The sequence below is a fragment of the Prescottella subtropica genome (assembly GCF_005434945.1).
Lineage (GTDB): Bacteria > Actinomycetota > Actinomycetes > Mycobacteriales > Mycobacteriaceae > Prescottella > Prescottella subtropica.
On record NZ_SKCH01000009.1, the window covers coordinates 1 to 20,784 of the forward strand.

Sequence of the window (20,784 nt, forward strand, 5' to 3'; positions counted from 1 at the left end):
CCTCCATCGAACCTGCCCCGCCCGCGGAGACGGACGTGGACGAATCTGTCCCGCTTACGGCATAATCACCGGCACCACAGAGCTACGCGCTCAACGGTTTACACCACTCCACGGGGCTCTATCTGTCGATCACGGGAAGACCGCACCCACAGCATGGTTCACCGGCCACAGCTTGCTCCCGCGTGAGGTACATCCCCTTCTCGCTCCACTCACGACGCCGAGCCTCGTCTCTATGAGCACGAGCTTCTTCTTCGAGGGCATGCTGCACCCGTCGCTTCTCGGCTCGGGCGACCTTCTGCTCGTCAGTGAGCGGCACGGCATCTTCCTTGTGCTACGTAGTGAACGTAAACATTGGTGCTGACGACTGGACCGAACCAGTCGTGATTGGCGGGTGCCGGCCCAGAATATGGGCTTTGGACGCCGGACGGGCGCGATCCGGTCGACGCGTCGAACGACCTGACTGCAGTCCTCGCAGTGGACCCTCGACTGAGGAATGAGGACGACATCGCCGCCCTACCCGGATTATCGGATCTGCCGGAGCAGCCGCTACGGAACTTCGCCGCCACCAACATCTCCGGCGGTTGTCTCCGATTCCCGCGACCACCGCCTCTGCCCGCACACCTCCCCCCCCCCCGCCGCGCACGGTAGTGCGCCAACGCCGCCTCGAGGAGGTCGCCGAGGTGATGCCGGTGGTTGACCCGAGGCCGTTGCTCGGGGTCGATGTGCGGCGGCGGAATCCACTCCGTCCGGCCCGGATACTCCGATCCCGCCGTCGCGACCCGCGTCCGCCAGCCACCCGGCCCGTCGTGCACGAGTCCGTGACAGCCGTCGCAGGCGAGATCCTCGTTGGTGATGTCGGTGGGACCGCCGTCCCGCCACTCCCGGATGTGGTGCACGGCAGTGAGGGTGGCAGGCGCATCACAGCCCGGCCGGGTACAGCCACGGGACGCGGCGATCAACGCCAACCGCTGATCCGCCGACGCCAAGCGTTTCGCCCACCCCAGATGCAGCGGCCGGCCGTTGTGGTCGAACAGGGCGAGCACTGGATGCGCCTGCTCCAGCATCCGCAACGCATCCCGGATCGGGACCAGACCACCGGTCGCGGTGGTCACCACCCCCGACTCCTCCTCCAACTGCCGCAGCGACAGCGTGATGATCGCCGTCACCGGCAGCCCGCGATGGCTGCCCAGTACACCCGACGAAAGAATCTGCCGCAACGCCACCTTCAACCCGTCATGGTTGCGTTGCTGCACTGACCGGGTATCGCGGGCCGCGGCCTGCGCCAGCGCATCCCGGTCCAGGGCCGGGGATTCAACGTCACCGCAAGGTGATCCGGGGTCGTCCGGATTGTTCATGCCCGGCCTCGCCAGCTTCGCGAGCACCGGTTCGAGCAGGGCCCGTAGCTCCGGGTCCAGCAAGCCCGAGATCGGCGACAACAGATCGGTGCCCTGTTTACCGATCCGGACGCCTCGGCGCCGCTTGCGTTCCCGCTCGTCCGGCACCTCTCCGTCCGGATTCAGGTGCGCCAGCAGCCGCACCCCGACCTTCGTGACATCCTCCGGGGTGGTCGCCCGCGCCGCGTCGGCCAGGATCTGCTCCGCGACGGCGGTCGCGTCCGGGTCGACGGTCGCCGGAATCTTCCGCATCACGGCTGCGATCGCCGCCACATGGTCGGCGCCGATCTCCCCGTCCCGCGATGCCGCCGCGGTCGCCGGCAATCCGGGTTCCGTCTCCTCCCCGGACAGTGTGTGCCACGTCCCGACCGTGTTCGCGATCTTGACTCGCCGCGCCGCGTCACCCGCGGAGATTCGCAGCGTGGAGATCAGGAAATCGTTGATCGACCGGCAGGCGAGATTCCCGGGCAGCGACCGTTCCACCGACTCGACAACCAACCGGTTTCCGACCGCCGACGCCTTCCGTAGCACCGTCTCCAACCGCTGCAGCGCCTCGACGACGCCCGCGTCGGACAGTCCAGTCAGCGAGTCCGCCGACAAGCCTTCGACAGCAGCATCGAGGGCAACCAGGTGATCCGTCACCTGGTCACATCCCGCACCACCCGAAGTCGAAAGCATGTTCGAATACTACTGCGAGGGTCCGACAGAAATCAGCGATTCCGCATCTCCCCGCCCCACCCGCTCATCCGGCGTACTCTCCCGACAACGACCTTCGTCGGCGGGAGGCATGCGATGTCCGGTCTCGGCACTACCGGCCGGTCTCCGGCCGCGTCGTCGGCGGTCGGTGCGGCCGTGTTGTTTTCGGCGGCGGCCGCGTTGGGCGGTTTCCTGTTCGGCTACGACACCGCGGTGATCAACGGGGCGGTGGGGGCGATCCGGGACCGCTACGACATCGGTGCGGGGGCGACGGGCCTGTCGGTGTCGTTGACGCTGCTCGGTGCCGCGCTCGGCGCGTGGGTGGCGGGCAGCATCGCCGACCGGCTCGGCCGGATCAAGGTGATGCGGATCGCGGCGGTCCTGTTCGTGATCGGCGCGCTCGGGTCGGCGTTCCCGTTCGGGATCGTCGACCTGACCCTGTGGCGGGTCGTCGGCGGTGTCGCCGTCGGTGTCGCCTCCGTCATCGCCCCCGCCTACATCGCGGAGATCGCACCGGCCGCGATCCGCGGCCGCCTCGGTTCGATGTACCAACTGGCGATCGTCCTCGGCATCGCGATCTCCCAACTGGTCAACTATGCGATCTCGGCGGCGGCCGGCGGCGGCCGCGGCATCCTGGCCGGCGTCGAGGCCTGGCAGTGGATGCTCGCGATCGAGGCGATCCCCGCCCTCGTCTACTTCGTGGCCACGTTCACCATCCCCGAATCACCTCGCCATCTGGTGCGCTGCGGCCGCGAGGACGACGCCCGCACCGTCCTCGGCCGGGTCGAGGGCGGCGACCCGGAGACGGTGTCCCGCCGCATCACCGAGATCCGCGCCTCCCTCGGCGCCGAACGCACCCGCATCGGCGTCCGCGCCCTGTTCACGAAATCCACCGGCGTGGCCGCCCTGGTGTGGGTGGGCATCGCGCTGGCCGCGTTCCAACAGTTCGTCGGCATCAACGTGATCTTCTACTATTCGTCCACCCTGTGGCAGGCCGTCGGCTTCGGCGAGGACCGGTCACTGCTCATCAGTGTCGTCAGCGCACTCGTCAACATCGTCGGCACGTTCGTGGCGATCGCCGTCATCGACCGCATCGGCCGCAAACCACTGCTGCTGATCGGCTCCGTCGGCATGGCCGTCTCCCTCGCCACCGCCGCCGTCTGTTTCCACTCGGCAACGATCACCACCAACGACATCGGTGAATCCGTCGCCACCCTGACCGGCGCCGCCGGCACCGTCGCCCTGATCGCCGCCAACGCGTTCGTGTTCTTCTTCGCCCTGTCGTGGGGTCCGGTGGTGTGGGTGCTGATCAGCGAAATGTTCCCCAACCGGGTGCGGGCCGCGGCCGTCGGCGTCGCCACCGCATCGAACTGGGTCGCGAACTTCCTCGTCTCCGCCACGTTCCCGTCACTGGCCGACTGGAACCTGTCCCTCACCTACGCCGCCTACGCGGTGATGGCAGTACTGTCGATCGTCATCGTGTCGAAGTTCGTCACCGAAACCCGCGGCCGCACCCTCGAACAGGCCGGGTGAACTACCGCCAGTGCGCGGGCCGCGACAGTGTCGCCGGCAACACGGTCCGGGCATCGCCGCGGGCCGCGTTCACCTGGAACTGGGTGAGGAACAACGCCTCCGACAGGTCCGCACCCGACAGGTCCGCCCCACGCAGATCGGCGCCGATCACGTCGGCGCACCGCAGATCCGTCCTCCGCAGGTCCGCGCCGATCAGCCACGCCCCACGCAGGTTCGCGCCGCGCAGATCCTTGCCGGCCAGCTTCGCCCCCATCAGGTCGGCGCCCCGATGACTGCGCGGCCGGCCCGGCGCCGACGCCCGCACCCGCTCGCTCACCGCGAGCAGCAGCGTGTTCACCCGCTCCCGATGGGCGGGCACGTCCAGGGCCACCAGCGTCGCAGCATCGGCACCGGCCAGCGCCGCCGTCTCCTCCTGCAGCCGGGACAGCTCGGGCACCAGGTCACCGGCGACTGGACGGCGCAGGGATTCGTCGAGATACCACAACAATTCGTGCAGCTGCCGCATCACCGGGAACACGTCGAACATGGGCCGGGCCACGTCGGGTCCGGTGCGCCAGTCGCGTCCGGCGAACGTCACCTGCGACACCTGCTGTCCGGCCCCGAAGCAGTCGTAGACGGTGCAACCGGTGAACCCGCGACCGCGCAGGTCCGTGTGGATCCCGCAGCGGAAATCGCCGCGCAGGTTCCGGCACGGCGTCCCGCCGGCCTTGTCGACCGCGAAATCACTCGACTTCGCGAACGGCAGTGCCACACAGCACAACCCGAAACAGTTCGAGCAGTCCGAGACCAGCTCGATCGACTCCCCCACCATGCTCAGCCGACGCCCGCATCCTTGGAGACACCGTCCGCGGGCACCGTGCGGTCCAGTCCGACGACCCACCCGGTCACCTGCCGGGTGATGTCCTGCGCCGTGAGCCCCAGCTCGCGGAGCACCTGGTCCCGCGACGCGTGCGCCAGGAACTGTTGCGGCACACCGAGATCCCGGCACGGGGTGTCGACACCGGCTGCGCGCAGCGCCGCCGACACACTCGACCCGACACCGCCGTGCAGGCCGCTGTCCTCGACGGTGACGATCATCCGGAAGCTCGATGCCAGGTCGACGAGCGACCCGGGCACCGGCAGCACCCACCGCGGATCCACGACGGCCGCGGTGATGCCGTGCTGGCCGAGCCGCTGGGCCGTCTCCAGCGCCACCGACGCGAACGAGCCGACCGCGACGAACAGCACGTCACCGGCATCGCCGTCGGGCATCGCCAGCATGTCGACACCATCGTCGAGCCGCCGCACCGCCGGAATATCGTCGCCGACAGCACCCTTCGGGAACCGGACGACGGTGGGGCCGTCCTCGACGGCGAGGGCCTCGCCGAGTTCCTCACGCAGGGTCGCCGCGTCCCGCGGGGCCGCCACCCGGATGCCAGGGACGATGCCCAGCAGCGACAGATCCCACATGCCGTTGTGGCTGGCACCGTCGGATCCGGTGATGCCGGACCGGTCCAGCACCATCGTCACCGGCTGCTTCAGCAGTGCGACGTCCATGAGCAGTTGGTCGAACGCCCGGTTGAGGAACGTCGAATAGACCGCGACCACCGGGTGCATGCCGCCGAGCGCCAGACCGGCCGCCGAGGTGACCGCGTGCTGCTCGGCGATACCGACGTCGAACATCCGTTCCGGGAAACGCTCCCCGAACGCGGCCAGACCGGTGGGGCCGGCCATCGCGGCGGTGATCGCGACGATGTCGTCGCGCTGCTCGGCGCGGGCGATCAGCTCCGCCGAGAACACCGACGTCCAGTCCGGCGCGGACGTGGTGGTGCGGGACTTGCCGGTGAGCGGGTCGATCACGCCGGTCGCGTGCATCTGGTCGGCGACGTGGTTCTCGGCGGGCGCGTAACCCATGCCCTTGCGGGTCACCGCGTGCACGATCACCGGGCCGCCGAACGCCTTGGCGCGGCGCAGCGCCGACTCCATCGCGACCTCGTCGTGCCCGTCGACCGGGCCGAGATATTTCAGGCCCAGGTCGGTGAACAGCACCTGCGGGCTGACGGTGTCCTTGAGGCCCGCCTTCATCCCGTGCAGCAGCTGGTAGGCGGCCCGGCCCACCCACGGCATCTTCTTGACCATGCGCCGGCCGCTGTCGAGCATCCGCTCGTAGCCGGGCTGCAGCCGCAGCGACGCCAGATGGTCGGCGAACCCGCCGATCGTCGGCGCGTAGGAGCGGCCGTTGTCGTTGACGACGACGACGACCGAACGGTCCTTCCCGGCCGCGATGTTGTTGAGGGCCTCCCAGCACATGCCGCCGGTCAGGGCCCCGTCCCCGACGACGGCCACGACGTGCCGGCCACGCTGCCCGGACAACTCGAACGCCTTCGCCAGCCCGTCCGCGTACGACAGGGCCGCCGACGCGTGCGACGACTCCACCCAGTCGTGTTCGCTCTCGGCGCGATCCGGGTAGCCGGACAGGCCGCCCTGCTTGCGCAGCGAATCGAACCGGTCCTTGCGGCCGGTGACGATCTTGTGCACGTACGCCTGGTGACCGGTGTCGAAGACGATCGGATCGGTCGGCGAATCGAACACCCGGTGCAGGGCAAGGGTCAGTTCGACGACACCCAGGTTGGGGCCGAGATGGCCGCCGGTCGCGGACACCTTCTGCACGAGGAACTCGCGGATCTCCGCGGCGAGCTCCTTCATCTCCACGGCATCGAGCCGACGCAGGTCGTCAGGCGTCTGAATGCGGGCAAGGACACCCAACGAGATCGCTCCCTCCACCAGGTTCACAGGCTGTCGCACGACAGCCCTCCAAGTCTACGGACGCGACAGAACACGCACCCGGACTGTCCGCTCATCCTACTGTTGCCCCATGAGCAACGTCGTCGACGACTTCATCACGCGGGTGTTCGACGCGGTCCGCACCGACACCGGCGGCGAGCTCGCCGACTACATCCCGGAGTTGGCCGCGGTGGCCCCGGACCGGTTCGGGATCGTCGTGGCCACCGCCGACGGGCACGTGTACGAGGTCGGGGACACCGAGACCGCGTTCACCATCCAGTCGATCTCCAAGCCGTTCACGTACGCGCTGGCCCTCGCCGACCGGGGGGTGGACGCCGTCGGCGAGAAGGTCGACGTGGAACCGTCCGGGGAGCCGTTCAACGAGATCAGCCTCGACCCGGGCACCGAACGCCCCCGCAACCCGATGATCAACGCGGGCGCGATCACGTCGGCGTCGCTCGTCGCCGGTACGACGCCGACACAGCGGTTCGAACGCATCCGGTCGCTGTATTCGCGGTGCGCGGGCCGGCCGCTGTCCCTCGACCAGAACGTGTACGCGTCCGAGGCCCGCACCGGCTACCGCAACCGGGCGATCGGCTACATGCTGCGCTCGTTCGGGATCGTCACCGGCAACCCGGACGACGCCGTCGACCTGTACTTCCGGCAGTGTTCGATCGAGGTCACGTGCCGCGATCTGGGCCTGATGGCGGCCACCCTCGCCAACAACGGCGTCCACCCGCACACCCGGGAACGGGTCCTCTCCCCCGCGATCGTCGAACGCGTCCTGAGCGTGATGACGACGTGCGGCATGTACGACGACGCCGGCGAATGGGTCACCGACGTCGGCCTGCCTGCCAAGAGCGGGGTCGGCGGCGGTGTGCTCGCGGTACTGCCCGGCCAGTTGGGGATCGCGGTCTTCTCGCCGCGCCTGGACCCGCACGGCAACAGTGTCCGCGGGGTGCGGGCGTGCCGGGAACTGTCCCAGGACCTGGGCCTGCACTTCCTGCGGGTCACCCGCGCGTCCCGGTCGTCGATCCGGGCCCGGCACACCGTCGCGTCGGTACGCTCCCGGATCCGCCGCACCGACACCGAGGAGGCCGCACTCGACGAGTTCGGGGACCGGGGCCGCCTGTACGAACTGCACGGCGACCTGCTGTTCACCGGCGCCGAGACGGCCGTGCGGGCGATCGACGCCGACCGCACCGACGCCGAGGCCGTCGTCGTCGACGTCAGCCGCGTCGACGACGTGAGTGCGGTGGCGCGCACCATGATCGAGGCGCTGCGCGCCGACCTCGCCGAATCCGGGTGCCCCACCGCCCTGGTCGACCCGGCCGGGGTGTTCGGGCACACCACGTCGAGCCTGAATCCGCACGCCCCGCACGGCCGGGTGTTCGTCGACCTGGACGCCGCCACCGAATGGTGCGAGGACATCGTCCTGGACCGGCACTGCCCCACCGGCCGGCAGCCGGCGTCGATCGACCTCGAGGCCCACCCGCTGCTCACGGACCTGTCGCCCGACCAGTTCGAACGGTTCACCGGCGAACTCGAACGCCGCACCGTCGCCCGCGGCGAGACGGTCGTGCGCCGCGGCGACCGTGACACCGGGATCTTCCTGGTGCTGTCCGGCCGGGTCAGCACGATCGTGACCTCCGCGGACGGGGCCGCGCACCGGATCACGACCCTGTCGGCGGGCACCACGTTCGGGGAGATGCCGGCCCTGCTCGACTCGGCGTTCCTCAACGACGTGCGCGCCGACTCCACCGTCACCCTCGCGGTGCTGCCGCCGGACGGGTTCGCCCGGCTGACGACGACAGCACCGGAGATCAAGGCGGCCCTGCTCGAGCGGCTCGCAACCGCCGCCTACAGCCAACTCGACACGATGCTGCGCACGTTCGAGCAGCGCGGACGAATCTGATCCGTCTCGGCAAAAACGTTTGCGCGACCCCGCCACGTCCGACAGGCTGGAAACCGAAGACCGAGCCTGAGATCCCACTCACACCTGACGACGGGAACCGGATGACATCCGACAGAGCACTGGCCATCGACACCACCGGACTGATCAAACGTTTCGGCTCGTTCACCGCGGTCGACGGCGTCGACCTCGCCGTCCCGGCCGGCGGCGTGTACGGCGTCCTCGGCCCCAACGGGGCGGGCAAGACCACCACGATCCGGATGCTCGCGACCCTGCTGCCGATCGACGGCGGCAGCGCCCGCGTCCTCGGCCACGACGTGACGAAGGACGCCGAGATCGTGCGGTCGAAGGTGTCACTGACCGGGCAGTTCGCGTCCCTCGACGAGGACCTCACCGGCACCGAGAACCTGATCCTCCTCGGCCGCCTGTACGGCTACTCGCGGGCCGCGGCCCGCTCCCGCTGCGACCAACTGCTCGACGCGTTCGGGCTCACCGAGGCCGCCGGCCGGCAGGTCAAGACGTTCTCCGGCGGCATGCGGCGGCGCATCGACATCGCCGCGTCCATCATCGTCACCCCGGAACTGATCTTCCTGGACGAGCCGACCACCGGCCTCGACCCGCGCAGCCGCAACCAGGTGTGGGAGATCGTCCGGGCCCTCGTCGCAGGCGGCACCACCGTGCTGCTCACCACGCAGTACCTCGACGAGGCCGACCAGTTGGCCGACCGGATCGCCGTCATCGACCGCGGCAAGGTCATCGCCGAGGGCACCAGCGGCCAACTCAAGGCGTCCGTCGGCTCCGGCGCCCTGCACGTGCGGATCGCCGAACCGGAGCGCCGCACCGACGCCGCCGTCGTCCTCGAACGGGAACTCGGCATCGACGTGACACTCGAATCCGATCCGGCGGCGATCACCGCCCGCGTCGACGACCCGCAGCGGGTGGCCCGCGCCCTCGCCGCCCTCGACGACGCGAACGTGGCCGTGACCACCTTCGCGCTCGGACAGCCCAGCCTCGACGAGGTGTTCCTCGCCCTCACCGGGCACGGCGCCGAGTCGGCCGACACCCTCCAGGAGAAGGCCCGATGACCGACACCATCCCCGCGTCCGCCCAGTCGGTCGGCAGCGTCCTGCAGATGCCCGGTCCGCGGCCGGCCCGCCCGAACGGGCTGTCGACGTCGCTGTCGTTCGGGTGGCGGGCCCTACTCAAGATCAAGCACGTCCCGGAACAACTGTTCGACGTGACCATGTTCCCCATCATGTTCACGCTGATGTTCACGTTCCTGTTCGGCGGGGCGCTGGCCGGATCCACCGGCGCCTACGTGCAGTTCCTCATCCCCGGCATCCTCGTGCAGACCGTCGTCATGATCACGATGTACACGGGCCTGACCCTGAACAAGGACATCGAGAAGGGCGTCTTCGACCGGTTCCGGTCGCTGCCGATCTGGCGGCCGTCCCCACTGGTCGGCGCCCTGTTCGGGGACATCGCCCGCTACACGATCGCGTCGGTGATCGTGCTCGTCCTCGGCCTGATCCTCGGGTTCCGGCCCACCGGCGGCGTCGTCGGTGTGGTCGCCTCCGTGCTGGTGCTGCTGCTGTTCTCGTTCAGCATGTCGTGGGTGTGGACGATGTTCGCGCTGCTGCTGCGCACCGAGCAGGCCGTGATGGGCGTGTCGATGGTCATCCTGTTCCCGCTCACGTTCGCGTCGAACATCTTCGTCGACCCGGCCACCATGCCCGGATGGCTGCAGGCGTTCGTCGAGGTCAACCCGATCAGCCATCTGGTGACGACACTGCGGTCGCTGTGCGAGGGCTCGTTCGAGGTCGGGCAGCTGTCGATCGTCCTGCTGTGGTGCGCCGGATTCATCGTGATCTTCGGCCCGCTCACCATGCGGCTGTACAACCGCAAGACCTAGCGTCGCGGCACACGACTGTGGCCCGCAACCGAACCGGTTGCGGGCCACAGTTCTACCGTCGATCGAACAGGTCATACGGTGGCGTTCTCCTGCGCTTTCTCCTGCGACTCCTCGGCCGGCTTCTCGATGTCGATCGTCTTGCGCAGCGGCGTGTTCGGCACGAAGATCACGCACACCAGGGTGATGAGCGCGACGATCGCCGACACCAGGAACAGCCGTCCGGTGGCGTCGCCGTACGCGGCGCGGATGATCTCGGCGACCGGCGCCGGCAGTGCCGCCAGATCCAGGTTGCCGCCGCCCCCCGACGAACCGGTGTCGATGCCGAGTTTCGCGAAACCCTCCGCCGACAGGTCCGCGACGCGGGTCGCGAGGACCGAACCGAGCACCGACACACCGATCGCACCACCGAACGTGCGGAAGAACGCGACCGAACTGCTGGCGACGCCGATGTTCTGCACACTGACGGTGTTCTGCACGGCGAGCACCAGGTTCTGCATGAGGCTGCCGACGCCGATACCGACGATCGCGATGTACAGGCCGATCAGCCACAGGCTGGTGGCGTGGTCGATCGTGGACAGCAGGCCGAATCCGACGACGAGCAGCACCGCGCCGCCGACGATGAACGGCTTCCACTTACCGAACCGGGTGATCAGCTGACCCGAGACGACCGACGAGATCAGCATGCCCAGCACCATCGGGATCGTGAGGATGCCGGCGATGGTGGGGCTGTTGCCGCGCGCGGTCTGGAAGTACTGGGTGAGGAAGGTGGTGGCACCGAACATGCCGACACCGACCGCGACCGACGCGACGATCGCCAGGCCGGTGGTCTTCTCGGTGATGATATCGAGCGGGATGATCGGCGACTTCACCTTGGATTCGACGATCACGGTGGCGATCAGCAGCAGGACACCGACCACGACGTACATCGCCGATTCCTTCGAGAACCACGCGTAGTAGTCGGCCTTGCCGGCGAACGACACCCACACCAGCAGCACGCTGACACCCGCGGTGAGCAGCGTCGCGCCCCACCAGTCGATGGAGACGTCGTCCTTGCGTTCGGTCGCGATGTGCAGGGTGCGCTGCAGCAGGAACAGTGCGATCACGGCCAGCGGGACGCACACGAAGAACGTCCAGCGCCATCCGAGGGGGCTGTCGACGATCACACCGCCGAGGATCGGGCCACCGGACATCGACACGGCCATCGCCGCACCCATGTAGCCGGAGTAACGGCCGCGTTCGCGCGGCGGGATGATGCTGCCGATGATCGCGACGACGAGCGCGGTCAGACCGCCCATGCCGATGCCCTGCACGACGCGCGCGACCAGCAGCACGGGCACGTTGTGGGCGAGTCCGGCGATCACCGAACCGGCCACGAAGATCACGATCGAGCTCTGGACCAGGGTCTTCTTGTTGAACAGGTCGGCGAGTTTGCCCCAGATCGGGGTGGACGCCGCGTTCGCGAGCAGTGCGGTCGTGATGACCCACGCGTACTGCGTCTGGGTGCCCTTCAGGTCACCGATGATCGTCGGCAGCGCGGTGGCGACGATGGTCGTGCTGAGCAGCGCCGTGAACAGGGCTGCGATGAGGCCCGTGAGGACCTCGAGGATCTGGCGGTGGGTCATCGGCTCGTGTGCCGCGTGGCCGGTACCTGCCCGGCTCTCCCCCACTGATGTCGATGTCGTCATCGAGTTGTACTCCCACAGTGATCGGCGGTTAGCGGTGCGGATTCGGGGCGGGGCGTGAGCGAGACGGTCAGCCGCTCGATGAGCGTCAGCGCCGCGGACGCGTCCTCCTGGCTCCAGTCGGTCAGCTGTCCGCGCAGGTGCGCGGATCGGCGTGCCTTCGTGGTGCGCAGCACCTCGGTGCCCTGTTCGGTGACGTGGACGCGGAACGCCCGTCGGTCGTCCGGGTCGGGCCGGCGTTCGACCAGGCCGGCGTCGACCAGTTCGGTCAACTGCCGGCTCAGGGCCGACTGGCTCAGGCACAGCATCGACGCGAGTTCGTTCTGTCGACACGATCCGCGAACGGAGAGCGCCACCAGCACCGCGACGAGTGCCGGCGCGACCGGGTCGCCGGCCGTGTTCGCGACGGCGGCCCGCAGCGATCGGCCGAACAGGAAGATCGCGTCGACGAGTGCCTGGGCGGTATCGGCGTGGACAGCCATCGGATACCCCGAATCCTCATAAGGACTGACAATTGTTTGCAGAACGCAACTATAGATATAGTTGCGTACCTCAAGCAATTACCTCGCAAACGCGACAAACCCACCCATCAGGGTTCCGACCTGGGGCGATCCGACGATCACCGGCGGTCCGCTGTGGCGAGACCCACTCACGGGCCCCGATCGGTCCCCGATCTCAGCGCGTGAGCAGCGCCAGCGACTCCACGTGATGCGTCGACGGGAACGCGTCGAACGCCCGCACCCGATCCAGCCGATAGCCGTTCTCCAGGTACAGCGCCACGTCCCGCGCGAACGACGCCGGATCGCAGCCGATGTGCACGATCCGCTCCGGGGCTGCGGCGGCGACGGCCGCCACGACCTCCCTACCGGCCCCGGCCCGCGGCGGATCGAGGACGACGACCTCGGGGGCGGGCAACTCGTGCAGCGCCCGCTCCACCCGCGCCGCATGCAGATGCACCTGCGGCAGATCCGTCAGCGATGCCGTCCCGTCCGCGACGGCCTGCCGGGAGAACTCCACCGAGTCGACGCGGCCGGACTCACCGACCTGCCCGGCGAGCGTCGCCGCGAACACCCCCACCCCGCCGTACAGATCCCACACCCGGGCCCCGGCCGACGCCTGCGCCCACTCCCCTACCACCGTCGAATACATGGAGGCCGCACCGCGGTGTGCCTGCCAGAAACCGGTCGCCGACAGCGTCCACTCCCGATCCCCGACACGTTCGAGTGCCCGACCCGACCCGACGACGACCCGTTCGGCGCGGCTGCCCGACGATGCCGCCCGCCGCGCGGTCGCCCCGCGCCGGCCCGGGCTGCGACGACCGGTGCGGGACACCTTCGGCGGCGCCACCTCCACGACGTGCCGCTCCCCGGCCGCGTCGAGCACGATCTGCACCTCGACGCCCGGCTGCCACGACCGCTCCGACAGACCGGCGTAGGCGGCCGGGTCGATCTGCGGGCACGCCAGGAACGTCTCGATGTCGAGGCTGCGGTACCGGTGGAATCCGGGCCGGCCGGCGGCGTCGACGGCCAGCCGCACCCGCGACCGCCAGCCCGTCCCGTTCCCGGTGCCGGGCAGTTCCTCGACGGCGACATCCAGGTCCACGCCCGCGATCCGCCGCAACTGCTCGGCGACGACGGACGACTTCATCGCCCGCTGCGCCGCCGGCGTCGCGTGCGAGTAGTCGCAGCAGCCGGCCCCGTCCGGCCCCGAGATCGGACACAGCGGGTCGACACGGCCGTCCGACGGCACCAGGATCTCCACGGCGTCGGCGCGGCAGAACGAGCCGCCACGGTCCTCGGTGACGTGCGCGATCACCCGTTCGCCGGGCAGCCCGTGCCGCACGAACAGCACCCGCCCGTCGTGCCGGGCGACGCAGAACCCGCCGTGCCCGGGGTTACCCAGTTCCACCTCGAGTCGGAGTCCAGCCCAGTTCTCGCTCACCTGACGGTCACTTACCTTCCACATCGAAACCACGTCGGATCGCGCCGGGCGCGCTGTCGAAGTTCGCCTTCCGGGCCCGCTCCCGGGCCTTCTCCGACGAACTGAGCTGCCACGGCACACTCGTGACCATCACCCCCGGCTGGAACAGCAGCCGGCTCTTCAGGCGCAGCGCACTCTGGTTGTGCAGCAACTGTTCCCACCAGTGACCGACCACGTACTCGGGGATGAACACCGTCACCACGTCGCGCGGCGAGTCGCGGCGCACCCGGCGCACGTACTCGAGCACCGGCTTGGTGACCTCCCGGTACGGCGACTCGATCACCTTGAGCGGCACCGTGATGTCGCTCTTCTCCCACTCCCGGACCAGCGCCCGGGTGTCGGGTTCGTCGACGTTGACGGTGACCGCCTCGAGTGTGTCCGGGCGGGTGGCCCGCGCATAGGCCAGTGCCCGCATCGTCGGCATGTGCATCTTGGACACCAGCACGATCGAATGGGTACGGCTGGGCAGCACCCCGTCCCACTCCTGCTCGTCGAGTTCGGCGGCGACCCCGTCGTAGTGCCGACGGATCGACTTCATCAGCACGAAGATCGCGATCATCGCGACGATCGCGATCCAGGCGCCGGCCGCGAACTTCGTGAGCAGCACGATCACCAGGACGGCACCGGTCATCACCAGACCGACCGAGTTGATGACCCGGGACCGCTGCATCCGGCTGCGTGCCGCCGGATCCGTCTCGGCCTTCAGGTGCCGGGTCCAGTGCCGGATCATGCCGGTCTGGCTGAGCACGAACGAGACGAACACCCCGACGATGTAGAGCTGGATGAGTTTGGTGACCTCGGCCCCGAACACCACGACGAACGCGATCGCCGCACCCGACAGGAACAGGATGCCGTTGCTGAACGCCAGCCGGTCGCCGCGGGTGTGCAGCTGCCGCGGCAGGTACCGGTCCTGCGCGAGTACCGACCCGAGCACCGGGAACCCGTTGAACGCGGTGTTCGCGGCGAGCACCAGGATCAGGGCGGTCACGATCGCGATGAAGAAGAAGCCGACCGAGAACCCGTCGAACACCGCGCCCGCGAGCTGCGCGATGAGCGTCTTCTGCTGGTAGTCGCCGGGCGCGCCGATCAGCTGCGTGGCCGGGTCGTGCGCGTACACGATGCCGATCTTCTGGGCGAGGACGATGATGCCCATCAGCAGGGTGATCGCGAACGTGCCCAGCAGCAGCAGCGTCGTCGCGGCGTTGCGGGACTTGGGCTTCCGGAACGCCGGGACACCGTTGCTGATCGCCTCGACACCGGTCAGGGCCGCACACCCCGACGAGAACGCGCGGGCGATGAGGAACGCGAACGCGATGCCGTACAGGTGCGTGTCCTCGGCCTGCAGATCGAATCCGGAGGACTCGGCGTGCACATCGTCCCCGAACACGTAGATCCGCACGAACCCCCACGTCAGCATGAGCAGCATGCCGACGATGAACGCATACGTGGGAATCGCGAACATGGTGCCGGACTCGCGGATGCCACGCAGGTTCATCGCCGTGAGCAACGCGATCGCGGCGACCGCGAACAGCACCTTGTGCTCGGCCACGAACGGGACCGCCGACCCGATGTTCGACGCGGCCGACGAGATCGACACCGCGACCGTGAGCACATAGTCGACCATCAGCGCGCTGCCCACCGTGAGCCCGGCGTTCGGACCGAGATTGACCGTCGCCACCTCGTAGTCGCCGCCGCCGGACGGGTACGCCTGCACGTTCTGCCGGTAGCTGGCGACGACGACGGCCATCACGATCGCCACCGACAGGCCGATCCACGGCGTGTAGGCGTACGCGGAGATACCGGCGACGGACAGCACCAGGAAGATTTCTTCCGGTGCGTAGGCGACGGACGACATGGCGTCCGACGCGAAGACTGGGAGTGCGATCCGCTTGGGCAGCAGGGTGTGCCCGAGCTTGTCGCTCCGGAACGGTCGCCCCAGAATCAGCCGCTTGGCAGCGGTGGAAACCTTCGACACCGCCAAAGCGTAAGCCGTCCGTACGGCCGCGTGGGATCAGGGCGGTCCGGTGGGCGATTTCTCCGCTTCCCCCGGTCCCGGAATACGGTCCGGAATGTGGCGCGCGCGACGACCGCACCGACTGCTGCCGTGTACCCGCCCACGGGCGCTGTACCGTTCGATCCGATACCGACGGCACCCCGCCGGTGACCGCAGCGAGAAACGGAGTGGACTGGTGTACGTAGTCGTCATGGGATGCGGCCGGGTCGGCTCGTCCCTCGCTACCGCACTGAGCCGGATCGGCCACGAGGTCGCCGTCATCGACCGCGATCAGAGTGCGTTCCTCCGCCTGGGCGCGGACTTCTCCGGCCACACCGTGGTCGGCATGGGCTTCGACCGGGATGTCCTGGTGCGCGCCGGAATCGAACGCGCCGAGGCGTTCGCGGCCGTGTCGTCCGGCGACAACTCGAACATCATCTCCGCGCGCGTCGCCCGCGAGACGTTCGGCGTCGACCGCGTCGTCGCCCGCATCTACGACGCCAAACGCGCCGCCGTCTACGAACGGCTCGGCATCCCCACGATCGCGACCGTGCCGTGGACCACCGACCGGTTCATGCTGGCGCTGCAGCAGGACGACCAGATGGCCAAGTGGCGGGACCCGTCGGGCACCGTCGTCGTCACCGAACTGGCGTTGCACGAGGACTGGGTGGGCCGCAAGGTCACCGACCTCGAGGAGGCCACGTCGTCACGGGTGTCGTTCCTCATCCGCTTCGGCACCGGGATCCTCCCCGACCGCAAGACCGTCATCCAGTCCGACGACCAGGTGTACGTCGCGGCCGTCGCCGGCACCGTCGCCGAGGCCGTCGCCCTGGCCGGCAACCCGCCGCCGTCCGACGACTGACCCGGTCCCCGGTCATGACCTCCTTCTCGATCGACTACCCGATTGGAAACCTCCGATGAGAGTGGCCATCGCAGGAGCCGGCGCCGTAGGCCGCTCCATCGCCCGTGAACTCGTCCGCAGCAACCACCACGTGATGCTGCTCGAACGCAAACTCGACCATCTCGAACCGGACGCGATCCCGCAGGCCGAATGGGTGCTCGGGGACGCGTGCGAGCTGAGCCTGCTCGAGACCACCCAGCTCGAGACGTACGACGTGGTGATCGCCGCGACCGGCGAAGACAAGGCCAACCTCGTGCTGAGCCTGCTCGCGAAGACCGAGTTCGGGGTGGGCCGGGTGGTTGCCCGCGTCAACGACCCCCGCAACGAATGGCTGTTCGACGAGTCGTGGGGCGTCGACGTCGCGGTCTCCACCCCGCGGATGCTCGCATCGCTGGTCGAGGAGGCCGTCACCGTCGGCGACCTGGTCCGGCTGATGACGCTGCGGCAGGGGCAGGCCAACCTCGTCGAGATCACGCTACCCGACGACACCGCCCTCGCCGGCAAGCCGGTCCGCAAGATCCGGCTGCCGCGCGACGCCGCCCTCGTGACGATCCTGCGCGGCGGACGCGTCATCGTCCCGCAGGCCGACGATCCGCTCGAGGGCGGCGACGAACTGCTGTTCGTGGCGTCCGTCGAGGTCGAGGACGACCTACGCGCGGCGGTCGGTCTCCGGACCCTCGGTGACCGGCCCCTCGACGACTGAGTTCTCGGCGAGTTCGGCAGGGGCCGGGGCCGGTTCGACGATCCGGTCGGCGCGCCGCACCGCCCACACCGTCACCAGCAGTGCGGCACCGGCGAGCGGCCAGCCCATCGCGATCCGGGCGACCGCCAGCCACCCCGTCCGGTCGTCGTTGTAGAGCGCGTTCTGCACGACGAAGCGGGCACCGAAGACGAGCGCCCACGCCAGCGTCGCGAGGTCGTAGGCGCGCACCGCGACCGGGTGGGCGCGCCACGCGTTGCGGTGGCCGTTGAGGTAACCCCAGGCCACCCCGACGAGCGGCCACCGGACGAGGATCGAGAGCACGAACGCCGCGCCGTACACGAGGCTCGAGTAGATACCGAACAGGAAGTAGCCCTTGGCATCCCCGGTCCGGTAGGCGATGAACGCGCACACCCCGACACCGACGAAACCGGAGATCGCCGGCTGGACGGGGCTGCGGCGGACGATCCGCCACACCAGGATGGCGGCGGCGGCCCCGAGCGCGATCCACAGCGCCGGCATCAGGCCCCAGATGCTGTTCGCGGGCACGAACACGAGGATCGGCAGCGTCGAATAGACGAGCCCGCTCAGGCCGCCCATCTGTTCCAGGATCGTCTGCTGCTTGGTTTCGCTCACACGAGGTTCACTCACACGACGAGGGTGCCACACCCGGGAGCCTCAGCCCCGGTCCGGACGAAACGGTCAGGATTCGCCGCGGAGTTCGTAGTACGGGTTGAAGATCACCTTCTGCCCGTCGCGGTCACCGATCCGGCCCCGCACCATGAGCGTCTTGCCGGGCTCGATCCCCGGGATACGACGCCGTCCGATCCACACCAGGGTCACCGGATCGGTACCGTCGAAGAATTCGGCCTCGACACTCGCGTTCGCCGACTTGGGGCACGCCTCGACGCTCCGCAACCGGCCGAGCATCGTGACCTCCTCACCGCGGGCGCAGTCACAGGCCCGGGTCGCACCCGACGCCTGTGCGGTCTCCACCATCTCCTCTGCATCCAACTGCTCGAGGTCTTCGGTGAGTTTGCGGGTCAGCCTGCGGAAATAGCCTGTCGCGGCGGGTGCCATAACGTGCTCCTGGACGTGGCGGCGGCAGATCGTGCGCCGCGACGATGATGCTCGACGGGGCCCGTACGGCCCGGGTTGGGGGTTATCGGGTGGTCTTCTGCTGGCCACTGTATCCCCAAAGCGAGCGGACAACCACAGCCGTTCACGGGCACCCGGAAACGGCCGTGCATGATCGTCTCCATGCAGCAGCAGACGTGGTTCGAAACACAGCCCACGACCGCCGTCGTCCTCCCCGGAACCGGCTCCGACGCGGGCTTCGCCGACCGCGCGTTCCGGCCCGCGCTGACCCACGCCGGGATCGCCGGGATCGCCGTCGACCCCGACCCGCGTCGGGTCGTCGGCAGCTACCGCGACGCGATGGACCGGGCCGCCGACACCCACGGACGGATCGTCGTCGGCGGCGTGTCCCTCGGGGCAGCCGTCGCGCTCGCGTGGGCCGCCGACAATCCCGGCCGCGTCGCCGCCGTCCTCGCCGCGCTCCCGGCGTGGACGGGATCCCCGGTGGACACACCCGCCGCCGGCAGCGCCCTGTACACGGCGGACCGGCTCCGCACCCACGGCCTCGACGCCGTCGTCGCCGAGATGACCGCGTCGAGTCCGCCGTGGCTGGCCACGGAACTGGCCCGGTCGTGGCGGGCCCAATGGCCGGATCTGCCCGACGCACTCGAGGAGGCCGCCCGCTACCGGGCCCCCGACACGGAGACCCTCGCCCGCATCCAGGCCCCCGTCGGCATCACCGCCGCCGACGACGACGCCGTCCACCCCTTCACCGTGGCGAAGGAGTGGACGGCGGTACTACCGAATGTGGGGTTGTCGGAGGTGACGCTCGACGAGATCGGCGCCGATCCGGGCGTGCTCGGACGCGGCTGCCTCGCCGCGCTCGACCGGATCTAGAGTCCGAGCTGCTGCATCGCCGAACCCGACTCGCCGCGACGCGGCGACTCCGGGGGCACGGCACCGTTCCCCGACGGATCCGGCTGACCGGCGGCCTGCTGCTGGGCGGTGGCCTCCTGCTGGGCCTGCAACGCCGCCTGCTGCTGCGCGAGCATCTGCTGCTGCTGGGCGGCCACGAGCTGTTGGACGAGCGCCTCGGGCAGGACCAGCGGCAGCGGCGTGCGCACCGGATGCGGTTCACTGCCGCGCTGGACGACGGTGTCGGCCAGCACCGTCCGCGCGATCGCCACGAGCGGCGCACCGGCCGCGACGTTGCCGGACGGTCCCGCGACGACGCACCGGACCATCCAGCGTGGGCCGTCGACACCGATGAACCGCAGGTCCGCGTTCGCGGTCACCCCGACCACCTCACGACCCCACGGCCCGGACTCGACAGCCACCTCGGCATTGTCGGCGCGCAGCGACTCGGCGAGCTCGGACGCCACCTCCCGCCACTGCCCCGGCGATTTCGGGGCCGCGTACGCGGACACCGTCACCCGGCCGAACTGTGTCACCAGGTGCACGGCCTGCGGCGTACCCTCCGGCGTCATCTCCACCTGCAGCTGCGCGCCCTCGGGCATCGGCAGCAGCACCGCACCGAGATCGAGCCGGGTGGCGGCCGGCTCGTCGCCGTCGGGAAGTTCACTCACGTCGTACGGGCCACCGGTGCGGTCCGGGGCCTCGTCGGCGGCCGGATCCCCCGCCACGGCGCCGACCGCGTCGACACTCGCGTTGTCCGCATTATCCGTGTTGCTCGAGGTGCCGTCGTTCTTCTTGCGACGTCCGAACATGTGCTCAGGCCCCTTCCGAAGGCGGCGCGCTCTGCGCCACCAGGCTCGCGTGTCCCCCACTGGATCCGTACCCGCCCGCACCGCGGACGGTGTCGTCGAGTTCGTCGACCTCGACGAAGTCCACGAGCTCGACCTTCTGCACCACGAGCTGCGCGATCCGGTCGCCGCGGCGCAGGTCGATCGGCGTCTCGAGATCGTGATTGATGAGGCACACCTTGATCTCGCCGCGGTAGCCGGCATCGATCGTGCCGGGCGTGTTCACGACCGACAACCCCGCCTTGGCCGCCAGACCGGACCGCGGATGGATCAACCCGACCGTGCCGATCGGCAACGCGATCGCGACACCGGTCCCGACGAGCACCCGCCGTCCGGGCGCGATCGTGACATCGGTCGTGGTGCACAGGTCGACACCGGCATCACCGTCGTGGGCACGCCGGGGCAGCGGGATGTCGGGGTCCAGTCGCTTCAGCGCGACGGCAGGAAGAGCGCTCACGTGCACCGAGACTACTCTGGG

At 69.4% G+C, this 20,784-nt stretch carries 18 protein-coding genes; 7 read left to right on the forward strand and 11 right to left on the reverse strand.

The window, feature by feature from the left end:
* Positions 1 to 302: 302 nt before the first annotated feature.
* Entirely contained in the window at positions 303 to 2,072 is a 1,770-nt protein-coding gene (locus E0497_RS10490; RefSeq protein WP_137724746.1) for an HNH endonuclease signature motif containing protein, read from the reverse strand.
* 114 nt (positions 2,073 to 2,186) lie between these two features.
* Between E0497_RS10490 and E0497_RS10495 the strand changes: the two genes are divergently transcribed.
* The gene (locus tag E0497_RS10495) at positions 2,187 to 3,623 is read left to right on the forward strand and encodes a sugar porter family MFS transporter (protein WP_137724747.1); all 1,437 of its coding nucleotides are present in this window, start codon (positions 2,187 to 2,189) and stop codon (positions 3,621 to 3,623) included.
* 1 nt (position 3,624) lies between these two features.
* Here the strand turns inward: E0497_RS10495 and E0497_RS10500 are convergent, their stop codons facing one another.
* Together E0497_RS10500 and dxs are read right to left on the reverse strand one after the other, a co-directional pair.
* Positions 3,625 to 4,434, reverse strand: coding sequence for a pentapeptide repeat-containing protein (locus E0497_RS10500; protein ID WP_137724748.1), 810 nt, complete (start codon positions 4,432 to 4,434; stop codon positions 3,625 to 3,627).
* A 2-nt stretch (positions 4,435 to 4,436) separates the two neighbouring features.
* Positions 4,437 to 6,368, reverse strand: a complete 1,932-nt coding sequence (gene dxs / locus E0497_RS10505) for a 1-deoxy-D-xylulose-5-phosphate synthase (RefSeq protein WP_137724875.1) — start codon at positions 6,366 to 6,368, stop codon at positions 4,437 to 4,439.
* 109 nt (positions 6,369 to 6,477) lie between these two features.
* Between dxs and glsA the strand changes: the two genes are divergently transcribed.
* The 3 genes from glsA (at position 6,478) to E0497_RS10520 (ending at position 10,210) form a co-directional block, all read left to right on the forward strand.
* A complete protein-coding gene (gene glsA / locus E0497_RS10510) occupies positions 6,478 to 8,301 on the forward strand; it encodes a glutaminase A (protein WP_137724749.1) in 1,824 nt (607 codons plus the stop codon).
* A 101-nt stretch (positions 8,302 to 8,402) separates the two neighbouring features.
* Positions 8,403 to 9,383, forward strand: a complete 981-nt coding sequence (locus E0497_RS10515; RefSeq protein WP_137724750.1) for an ATP-binding cassette domain-containing protein — start codon at positions 8,403 to 8,405, stop codon at positions 9,381 to 9,383.
* Complete coding sequence (locus tag E0497_RS10520; RefSeq protein WP_137724751.1) at positions 9,380 to 10,210, forward strand: ABC transporter permease; 831 nt, start codon at positions 9,380 to 9,382, stop codon at positions 10,208 to 10,210. The genes E0497_RS10515 and E0497_RS10520 overlap by 4 nt, the downstream gene beginning before the upstream one ends.
* A gap of 71 nt (positions 10,211 to 10,281) precedes the next feature.
* Here the strand turns inward: E0497_RS10520 and E0497_RS10525 are convergent, their stop codons facing one another.
* The 4 genes from E0497_RS10525 to E0497_RS10540 form a co-directional block, all read right to left on the reverse strand.
* Positions 10,282 to 11,895, reverse strand: a complete 1,614-nt coding sequence (locus E0497_RS10525) for an MDR family MFS transporter (protein ID WP_421958333.1) — start codon at positions 11,893 to 11,895, stop codon at positions 10,282 to 10,284.
* Positions 11,892 to 12,374, reverse strand: coding sequence for a MarR family winged helix-turn-helix transcriptional regulator (locus tag E0497_RS10530; protein WP_137724752.1), 483 nt, complete (start codon positions 12,372 to 12,374; stop codon positions 11,892 to 11,894). Before E0497_RS10530 ends, E0497_RS10525 begins: the two co-directional genes overlap by 4 nt.
* A gap of 193 nt (positions 12,375 to 12,567) precedes the next feature.
* The gene (locus E0497_RS10535) at positions 12,568 to 13,833 is read right to left on the reverse strand and encodes a class I SAM-dependent RNA methyltransferase (RefSeq protein ID WP_137724877.1); all 1,266 of its coding nucleotides are present in this window, start codon (positions 13,831 to 13,833) and stop codon (positions 12,568 to 12,570) included.
* A 7-nt stretch (positions 13,834 to 13,840) separates the two neighbouring features.
* Positions 13,841 to 15,847 carry an APC family permease gene (locus E0497_RS10540; RefSeq protein WP_137724753.1) on the reverse strand — a complete coding sequence of 669 codons (2,007 nt, stop codon included), beginning with the start codon at positions 15,845 to 15,847 and terminating at the stop codon, positions 13,841 to 13,843.
* A gap of 214 nt (positions 15,848 to 16,061) precedes the next feature.
* Here E0497_RS10540 and E0497_RS10545 point away from each other — a divergent pair, with 214 nt between their 5' ends.
* Together E0497_RS10545 and E0497_RS10550 are read left to right on the forward strand one after the other, a co-directional pair.
* On the forward strand, positions 16,062 to 16,727 hold the full coding sequence (locus tag E0497_RS10545) for a potassium channel family protein (protein WP_137724754.1): 666 nt from the start codon (positions 16,062 to 16,064) through the stop codon (positions 16,725 to 16,727).
* 55 nt (positions 16,728 to 16,782) lie between these two features.
* Positions 16,783 to 17,469 (forward strand): potassium channel family protein, encoded by a 687-nt coding sequence (locus E0497_RS10550; RefSeq protein WP_137724755.1) that lies wholly within the window; start codon positions 16,783 to 16,785, stop codon positions 17,467 to 17,469.
* On the opposite strand, the gene E0497_RS10555 is transcribed toward E0497_RS10550, so the two are convergent.
* Positions 17,416 to 18,102 (reverse strand): DUF3159 domain-containing protein, encoded by a 687-nt coding sequence (locus tag E0497_RS10555; RefSeq protein ID WP_137724878.1) that lies wholly within the window; start codon positions 18,100 to 18,102, stop codon positions 17,416 to 17,418. The genes E0497_RS10550 and E0497_RS10555 overlap by 54 nt on opposite strands.
* A 66-nt stretch (positions 18,103 to 18,168) precedes the next feature.
* Positions 18,169 to 18,546 (reverse strand): OB-fold nucleic acid binding domain-containing protein, encoded by a 378-nt coding sequence (locus tag E0497_RS10560; RefSeq protein WP_137724756.1) that lies wholly within the window; start codon positions 18,544 to 18,546, stop codon positions 18,169 to 18,171.
* A 180-nt stretch (positions 18,547 to 18,726) separates the two neighbouring features.
* Here E0497_RS10560 and E0497_RS10565 point away from each other — a divergent pair, with 180 nt between their 5' ends.
* Complete coding sequence (locus tag E0497_RS10565; RefSeq protein WP_137724879.1) at positions 18,727 to 19,440, forward strand: alpha/beta fold hydrolase; 714 nt, start codon at positions 18,727 to 18,729, stop codon at positions 19,438 to 19,440.
* On the opposite strand, the gene E0497_RS10570 is transcribed toward E0497_RS10565, so the two are convergent.
* On the reverse strand, positions 19,437 to 20,270 hold the full coding sequence (locus tag E0497_RS10570; RefSeq protein WP_137724757.1) for a DUF3710 domain-containing protein: 834 nt from the start codon (positions 20,268 to 20,270) through the stop codon (positions 19,437 to 19,439). The two genes, E0497_RS10565 and E0497_RS10570, sit on opposite strands and share 4 nt — an antisense overlap.
* A gap of 4 nt (positions 20,271 to 20,274) precedes the next feature.
* Positions 20,275 to 20,769, reverse strand: coding sequence for a dUTP diphosphatase (dut, locus tag E0497_RS10575; RefSeq protein ID WP_137724758.1), 495 nt, complete (start codon positions 20,767 to 20,769; stop codon positions 20,275 to 20,277).
* Positions 20,770 to 20,784 lie beyond the last annotated feature (15 nt).